The organism is Baekduia sp. (assembly GCF_035685985.1).
In the GTDB taxonomy this organism is placed as follows: domain Bacteria; phylum Actinomycetota; class Thermoleophilia; order Solirubrobacterales; family Solirubrobacteraceae; genus Baekduia.
The window spans coordinates 192,722-199,748 of the sequence record NZ_DASRZV010000038.1; the positions used below are offsets into that span (position 1 = coordinate 192,722).

The following is a 7,027-nucleotide window of genomic DNA, read 5'->3' on the forward strand; positions in this document are numbered from 1 at the left end:
CCTCCGTCGGACACAGCCAGGACCCGGTTGGCTTCTCCATCCATTCGCGTGGTCGGCATCTGCCGACCGCGCTTGAGCCCCACCGTTTGCCGGGGTGCTCGCCCGGGGTCCCACGGGCCGGCGCCTGACGCGCGCCCGGACCCCTCAGATCCCCAGCAGGACCGCGACGCGCTCGATCGTCGCCGTCGGGTCCTCGTGCAGGACCGTCGCCATGCCCAGCTCCGCGGCCGGCTCGAGGTTGAACGGCAGGTCGTCGACGAAGACGCACGCCCGCGCCGGCACGCCGATCCGCTCGGCCCCCAACGCGTACATCCTGGGGTCGGGCTTGCGGAAGCCCTCGACGCCGGAGATCACGGTCGCGTCGAACAGCTCGGCGACGACGTCGGCCGGGTAGCGGTCCGCGCCCCAGGAGTTGGACACCATCCCGGTCCGGATCCCCGCCGCCCGCGCGCGGCGGACCAGGTCCACCATGTCGCCCTCCAGCGTCGCGCCGGACATCAGCTCGTCGATCAGCCCCTCGGCGCGCTCGGGCGGGAGGCCGAGCGCGGCCGCCAGCGCGAGCGCGAACGCGTCGTCCTCCAGGCGGCCCTCCTCGTAGGCGATCAGCGCGTCGCGCGCGCCGCGGTCGGTCCGGAACGCCTGGGCGAGCACGTCGGCCGCCAGGCCCTCGCGCGCGCAGAACGCGCCGAAGGACGCGAACAGGTTGGTGGTCATGACGCCGCCCCAGTCGAGGAGCAGCCCGCGACGCGGGGTCGCCTCACGCGCCACGGGTCAGCCCCTCCGCGCGCTGGGCCAGCTCGACGACGCCGTCGCCGAAGGCCTTCAGGTACGGGTCGTCGCTCATGCCCGACGACGCGCGCTTGTAGTTGCCCTCCATGAACACGATCGACTTCCACAGCGCCAGCGTCTGGTACCAGCGGATGTCGGTCATCGACCGCCCGGACCGCTCCTCGTAGCGCGCGATCAGCTCGGCGCGCGTCGGCCAGCCCTCGGCGCGCGTGACGCTCGACAGCTCGAACTTGCCGACCGGCGGGTCGCCCGGCTCGACGTACAGCGTGCAGAAGTACCCCAGGTCGGCCAGCGGGTCGCCGATCGTCGACATCTCCCAGTCGAGGATCGCGGCGATCCGCGCCGGCGCGCCCGGCGCCAGCAGCACGTTGCCGAGGCGGTAGTCGCCGTGCACGATCGTGGCCGGCGGCGAGACCGGGAGGTTGGCGCCCAGCCACGCGCCGACGCTCTCGACCGCCGGGATCTCGCGCGTCTTGTTGTGGTCCCACAGCCCGAGGAAGCGCCGCAGCTGGCGCTCCAGGTAGCCGTCGGGCTTGCCGAAGCCCTCCAGCCCGGCCGCGCGCCAGTCGACCCCATGCACCTCCACGAGCGCGTCGATCAGCTCGAAGGCGGTGGCGCGCCGGCCCTCCGGCGTGTCGAGCGCCGGCGGCATCGCGCTCGTGACGACGTCGCCCTCGACCAGCTCCATCACGTAGAACGGCGCGCCGATCACCGACGCGTCGTCGCAGGCCGCGAGGACCTTCGGCACCCGCGCCCGCCCTTCCAGCCCGCGCAGCACGCGCGCCTCGCGCAGCATGTCGTTGGCCGACGGCGGGATCGGCGGCCGCGGCGGGCGCCGCAGCACGAACCGCGCCCCGCCGCGCTCGAACAGGTACGTGGCGTTGGAGTGGCCGTCGCCGATGGCGGCGATCGACGGCTCGCCGTCGCCGAGCCCGGCCTCGTCCAGGAACGACAACAACGGGTCGAGCACCAACAACGGCGGGCGGTCGTTGGCGGCGCCGTCCTCGAACGTGCGGACGACGTCGTCGGGTGCGATCTCGTGGGCCATGGCTAGGCGAGGTCTCCGGTCGCGGCCTTCGTGGACTCGCCGCTCATCGCCAGCTTCAGCAGCTCGCGCGCGATCGTCATGCGGTGCACCTCCGAGGCGCCGTCGTAGATGCGCGCCGCGCGCGCGTCCTGGTAGATGCGCCCGACCGGGAGGTCGAGCGCGATGCCCGCGGCGCCGTGGATCTGCACGGCGCGGTCGGCGATGCGGCCGAAGGCCTCCGACACGAAGGTCTTGGTCATCGCCACCTCCTGGCGGTGGGGCAGGCCGTGCTCCAGCTTGAACGCGGTGTGCAGGACCATCAGCCGCGAGGCGTACAGGTCGATCGCGGAGTCGGCGATCATCGCCTGGAGCATCTGGTGGCGGGCCAGCTCCTTGCCGAAGGTCTTACGCGTCAGCAGACGCTGCGTCGCGAGGTCCAGCGCGCGCTGCGACATCCCGATCCAGCGCATCGCGTGGGCCAGCCGCCCGCCGGCCAGGCGCTTCTGGGCGATGACGAAGCCCTCGCCCTGGGCGCCGAGGAGGTTCGCGCGCGGGACGCGCACGTCGGTCAGCGTGACGATCGGGTGGCCGCCGGGCGAGTGCGAGCCCATCCACTCCGGGTCGCGCTCGACCGCCCAGCCCGGCGTGTCGGTCGGGACGAGGATCAGCGAGTAGTTGCGGTGGCCGGCGGCCTCGTCGGAACCCGTCTTGGCCACCACGATCGCGAACGCCGCGCCGATCGCGCCCGTGATGCACCACTTGCGCCCGTTGAGCACCCACGCGTCGCCGTCGTCGGACAGCACCGCGGTGGTCTCCAGGTTGGTGGGGTCGCTCGACGCCACGTCGGGCTCGGTCATCGCGAAGCACGACCGGATCGACCCCTCGGCCAGCGGCCGCAGCCAGCGCTCCTGCTGCTCCTCGGACCCCGCGATGAGCAAGGTGTGCATGTTGCCCTCGTCGGGCGCCATGCAGTTCATGCCCAGCGCGCCCAGCGGCGCCGTGCCCAGCTCCTGGGAGATCAAGGCCATGCCCAACACCCCGATCCCCAGCCCGCCGTACTCCTCGGGCAGGTGCGGGGTGTAGATCCCGCGCTCGCGCGCCCGGTCGCGCAGCCGCCGCACGACGTCCCACGACGCGAGCACGTCGTGCGGGTCGGCGATCTCGGCCTCGGCCGGCAGCACCTCCTCCGAGATGTAGGCCTTGACCCGGTCGAGCAGCTCCGCCAGCTCGTCGGGCACGGTGAAGTCGATCACAACAACTCCTCCAAGAAGGAACGGAACGAGGCGACCCACCGGCGCTGCTGCGCCGGCGGCTCGAGCTGCTGGGTCAGGAAGCCCTCCAGGGCGACGTTGACCGTCAGCCCGACCGCCTCGGCGTCGAGCCGCGGGCGGATCGACCCGTCGCGCTGACCCTGGCGCACGAGGTCGATCATGAAGTCGCGCTGGGTGCGCTGCTTCCGCCGGGCGATGTCGGCGAGCGCGGGGCGCTCGCCGGCGGCCGCCAGGTGCAGCGTCGTCAGCAGCCGGTAGAACGGCGTGCGCGACGTGTACAGGCGCGTGGACGCGTCGACCAGCGCCAGCAGCCGCGTCCGGCCGTCGCCGTCGGCCGACGCCGCGATGACGCGGTCGGCGTGGCGCCGGATCGCCTCCTTGTAGACGGCCTCGACGAGGCCCTCCTTGGAGCCGAAGTGGTGGTACAGCGCGCCCTTGGTGACCCCGACGTCGGCGGCCACCGCGTCGAACGACGCGCGCAGCCCGTCGGCCGCGAACCGCTCGATCGCCGCGTCGATCAGCGCGCTGCGCGTGGCCTCGGCGGCGGCGGCTCGGGTCGGCATACCTACTCGAAGGTATGCGAAACCCCGGGACGACGCAAGCCTCATGACACGCTCACGCAACTTCGGGCGTCGCTAGCGTGTCCCCTTCACGTGATGACCTCCCTCCTCCGACGCCCCTTCAGCGCCGCGCTCCTCGCGCTCGCCGCCCTGCTCTTCGCCGCCTTCGCGCACGCCCCCGCGGCCCACGCGAGCAAGAACGAGGAGGTCACGTTCGAGGCGCCGCGCGACCTGTTCGACTCCGACGCCGCCAAGCGCGAGGAGGCGTTCAAGGAGATCGACTCGCTCGGCGCCCACGCGCTGCGGATCGTCCTGTACTGGAAGGACGTCGCGCCCGACGCCGACTCGCGCATCAAGCCCAAGCTCGACATGACCGACCCGTCGGTCTACGACTGGTCCAAGTACCAGCCGGTGCTCGACGAGGCCAAGGCCCGCGGGTGGACCGTGCAGGTCACCGCGTCCGGCCCGGTCCCGACCTGGGCGACCAACGGCGCGCGCGACAACGTCACGCGCCCGAGCCCGAACGAGTTCCGCATGTTCATGACGGCGCTGTCCGAGCACTTCGGCGACGAGGTCAGCCGCTGGTCGATCTGGAACGAGCCCAACCACCCGAAGTTCCTGATGCCGCAGTACGACTCCCAGCACCGCCCGGCGTCGCCGAAGATCTACCGCGGCCTCTACGCTGCCGCCCTGCGCGGCCTGGCCAACGCGGGCGACACCAAGCCGGTGCTGATGGGGGAGACCGCGCCGACGGGCACGGGCAAGGACGTCGCGCCGCTGACGTTCCTGCGCGGCGCGCTGTGCCTGAGCACGTCCTACAAGAAGTCGGGCGGCTGCGCCAAGCTGCGCGTCGACGGCTACGCGCACCACGCCTACACGACGCGCAAGGGCCCGCAGTTCAAGAACCCGCAGCCCAACGACGTGATGATCGGGACGCTGTCGCGCCTGGTCGCCGCGCTGGACAAGGCGGCCAAGGCAGGCGTCGTCAAGAAGTCGCTGCCGATCTACCTCACCGAGTTCGGCATCCAGTCCACGCCGGACCCGCTCTACGGCGTCAGCCTGCAGCGCCAGGCCGAGTACCGCTCCTACGCCGAGCGCTTGGCCTATTACAACCCGCGCGTGAAGGCGTTCTCGCAGTACCTGCTGACCGACGACAAGAAGGATGCCGCCGGCCCCGGCACCTCCTACGGCGGCTTCGAGTCCGGCCTGCGCACCGCCGCCGGCAAGGCCAAGCCCGCGCTGGAGGGCTTCCGCCTGCCGCTGGTCGCCAAGATCTCGGGCGCGTCGAAGGTCACGCTGTGGGGCCTGGCCCGCCCGGCCAAGGGCGTCACCAAGGTCGTCGTCCAGCAGCGCAACACGCACGGCGGGACGTTCAAGACGATCAAGACGGTCACGACCAACGCCCTCGGCTACTGGACCTCGACCGCCGTGCGCGGCAGCTCCACGCGCGAGTGGCGCGTGCGGTGGACCGACGCGTCGGGCAAGACCTGGACCGGGCCGCCGACGCGCTCGCTGAAGTGAGGCGCGCGCGGCGCCCACGCTGAGCGGCCCGCGGACCCGCGGACCGGTTAACGTCCGCGGGCATGGCGAACCAGTTGTGGCTGCTGCGACACGGCGAAGCCGAGCCCCACGACGCCAAGCCCGACTTCGACCGCGAGCTGACCGAGCGCGGGCGCGACCAGTCGCGCGCGGCCGGCGGGGCGCTGGCGGCGCTGGAGCTGACGTTCCATGCCGTCTACACGAGCCCGCGCGTGCGGGCGCGGGACACCGCGCTGCTGGCCTGCGAGGCGCTCGGCGAGGAGCCGATCGTCACGCCGGTGCTGTCACAGGACTTCTCGGTCGCCGACGCCCGCGACCTGCTGCTGGGCGTCGAGCCCGACGGCCGCATCCTGGTCGTCGGCCACAACCCGGACTTCGCCCAGGTCGTCCACGACCTCACCGGCGCGCGCGTGGACTTCAAGAAGGGCGGCGTCGCGGGCGTGCGCCTGGAGGGGACGCGCGGCGAGCTCGTCGCGCTGCTGCGCCCGCGCGAGCTGGACCGCATCGCGGGCTGAGATCGCCCGCTCCTCGGGGCGGCGTTCAGGCGTCCGCCCGGGCGCGGGCCCGCGCGGCCCGGCGGACCAGGTGGTCGCGCTCGGCGACGTTCGTGGCTCGGCTCGCGGCCTCCGCGTAGGCGAGGGCCGCGGCCTCCAGGTCGCCGTCGAGCTCGTGCAGGTGGCCGCGGACCGCGTGCCAGCGGTGGCGGTCGCCGATCACGTCGCGCAGGCGGTCGGTCTCGCGCAGCCCGGCCGCCGCGCCGAGCACGTGGCCGACGGCGACCGAGCGTCCGAGCACGGCGGCGGGGTCCTGGCGCACCGGCTCGGCGGTCAGCGCGACGAGGTCGTCGTACCAGGCGAGGATCTGCGGCCAGTCGGTCTCCGCGGCGGTCGCCGCGTCGTCGTGCAGGGCCGCGATCGCCGCCTCGATCTGGTACCGGCCGGGGCGCTCGCGCGCGAGCGCGGACTGGAGCACGCGCACGCCCTCGGCGATCTCGCGGGTGTCCCACAGGCCGCGGTCCTGCCGGTCGAGCGTGACGATCCGGCCCTCGGGATCGAGTCGCGCCGGGAGCCGGGCGTGGTTCAGCAGCATCAGCGCGAGCAGCCCGCGCGCCTCGGGCTCTTCGGTGGCGAGGGTGAGCTGGCGGGCGAGCCGGATCGCCTCGCCGGCCAGGTCCACCCGGCCCGCATGGCCGGTGGTGTAGATGAGGTAGAGCACGCGCAGCACGACGGCGAGGTCGCCGGGCTGGTCCAGCGGGCGCCCGCGCAGGGTGCGCTTGGCGCGGCTGATCCGCTGCGCCATCGTCGCCGCGGGGACGTAGAAGGCGTCGGCGATCTCCCCGGTAGTCAGGCCGCCGACGGCGCGCAGGGTCAGCGCCACCTGGGAGGTGGGGGCGAGGTCGGGGTGACAGCAGCAAAAGAGCAGGAACAGGGTGTCGTCGCCCTGCTCCGTGGCGGCCGGCCGCCACTCGGGGTCCGTCGTTTCCTCTCGGCGGCGCCGGGCGGCCTCGCTGCGGCGGGCGTCGACGAGCCGCCGCGTCGCGACCGCGGTCAGCCATGCGCGCGGGTCGCGCGGCGGGTGCCCGGGCCAGACCCGCAGCGCCTCCAGCAGCGCCTCCTGGAGCGCGTCCTCGGCGGCGTCGAAGTCCTCGCCCCGCCGGACCAGGCCCCCCAGCACCCGCGGGACGAGGGCGCGCAGCGCGCCCTCGTCCAGCCGTCGCACGGGCTCGCCGGTCACGCCGGGTCAGTCGCCCGAGGGCGCATCGGACATGACCTCCCGGATGTCGATCCACTCGTACAGCGGCTCCCCGCCCGGGCCGGGCTCGGAGGACACGTAGGCCGCAA

At 73.5% G+C, this 7,027-nt stretch carries 7 protein-coding genes; 2 read left to right on the forward strand and 5 right to left on the reverse strand.

Annotated features, from left to right (window positions below):
- Positions 1–144 precede the first annotated feature (144 nt).
- From VFG42_RS27070 to VFG42_RS27085, 4 genes are read right to left on the reverse strand one after another with little or no spacing between them, the layout of a single operon-like run.
- Positions 145–768, reverse strand: coding sequence for an HAD family phosphatase (locus tag VFG42_RS27070; protein WP_324911979.1), 624 nt, complete (start codon positions 766–768; stop codon positions 145–147).
- Positions 758–1,837 carry a phosphotransferase family protein gene (locus VFG42_RS27075; protein WP_324911980.1) on the reverse strand — a complete coding sequence of 360 codons (1,080 nt, stop codon included), beginning with the start codon at positions 1,835–1,837 and terminating at the stop codon, positions 758–760. Before VFG42_RS27075 ends, VFG42_RS27070 begins: the two co-directional genes overlap by 11 nt.
- A gap of 2 nt (positions 1,838–1,839) precedes the next feature.
- Complete coding sequence (locus VFG42_RS27080) at positions 1,840–3,069, reverse strand: acyl-CoA dehydrogenase family protein (protein WP_324911981.1); 1,230 nt, start codon at positions 3,067–3,069, stop codon at positions 1,840–1,842.
- Positions 3,066–3,650: a TetR/AcrR family transcriptional regulator gene (locus VFG42_RS27085; RefSeq protein ID WP_324911982.1), complete on the reverse strand. Its 585-nt coding sequence runs from the start codon at positions 3,648–3,650 to the stop codon at positions 3,066–3,068. The genes VFG42_RS27080 and VFG42_RS27085 overlap by 4 nt, the downstream gene beginning before the upstream one ends.
- Positions 3,651–3,743: 93 nt before the next feature.
- Between VFG42_RS27085 and VFG42_RS27090 the strand changes: the two genes are divergently transcribed.
- Both VFG42_RS27090 and VFG42_RS27095 read left to right on the forward strand, forming a co-directional pair.
- Positions 3,744–5,168 carry a hypothetical protein gene (locus VFG42_RS27090; RefSeq protein ID WP_324911983.1) on the forward strand — a complete coding sequence of 475 codons (1,425 nt, stop codon included), beginning with the start codon at positions 3,744–3,746 and terminating at the stop codon, positions 5,166–5,168.
- Positions 5,169–5,230: 62 nt separating this feature from the next.
- The gene (locus VFG42_RS27095; protein WP_324911984.1) at positions 5,231–5,701 is read left to right on the forward strand and encodes a SixA phosphatase family protein; all 471 of its coding nucleotides are present in this window, start codon (positions 5,231–5,233) and stop codon (positions 5,699–5,701) included.
- Positions 5,702–5,726: 25 nt separating this feature from the next.
- On the opposite strand, the gene VFG42_RS27100 is transcribed toward VFG42_RS27095, so the two are convergent.
- Positions 5,727–6,920 carry an RNA polymerase sigma factor gene (locus VFG42_RS27100; RefSeq protein WP_324911985.1) on the reverse strand — a complete coding sequence of 398 codons (1,194 nt, stop codon included), beginning with the start codon at positions 6,918–6,920 and terminating at the stop codon, positions 5,727–5,729.
- Between the last annotated feature and the right edge of the window lie 107 nt (positions 6,921–7,027).

Excerpts from the sequence above, each read along its gene's own strand:
- VFG42_RS27075 (WP_324911980.1), bottom strand. The coding sequence starts at position 1,837 with ATGGCCCACGAGATCGCACCCGACGACGTCGTCCGCACGTTCGAGGAC.
- VFG42_RS27085 (WP_324911982.1), bottom strand. The coding sequence starts at position 3,650 with ATGCCGACCCGAGCCGCCGCCGCCGAGGCCACGCGCAGCGCGCTGATC.
- VFG42_RS27090 (WP_324911983.1), top strand. The coding sequence starts at position 3,744 with ATGACCTCCCTCCTCCGACGCCCCTTCAGCGCCGCGCTCCTCGCGCTC.
- VFG42_RS27095 (WP_324911984.1), top strand. The coding sequence starts at position 5,231 with ATGGCGAACCAGTTGTGGCTGCTGCGACACGGCGAAGCCGAGCCCCAC.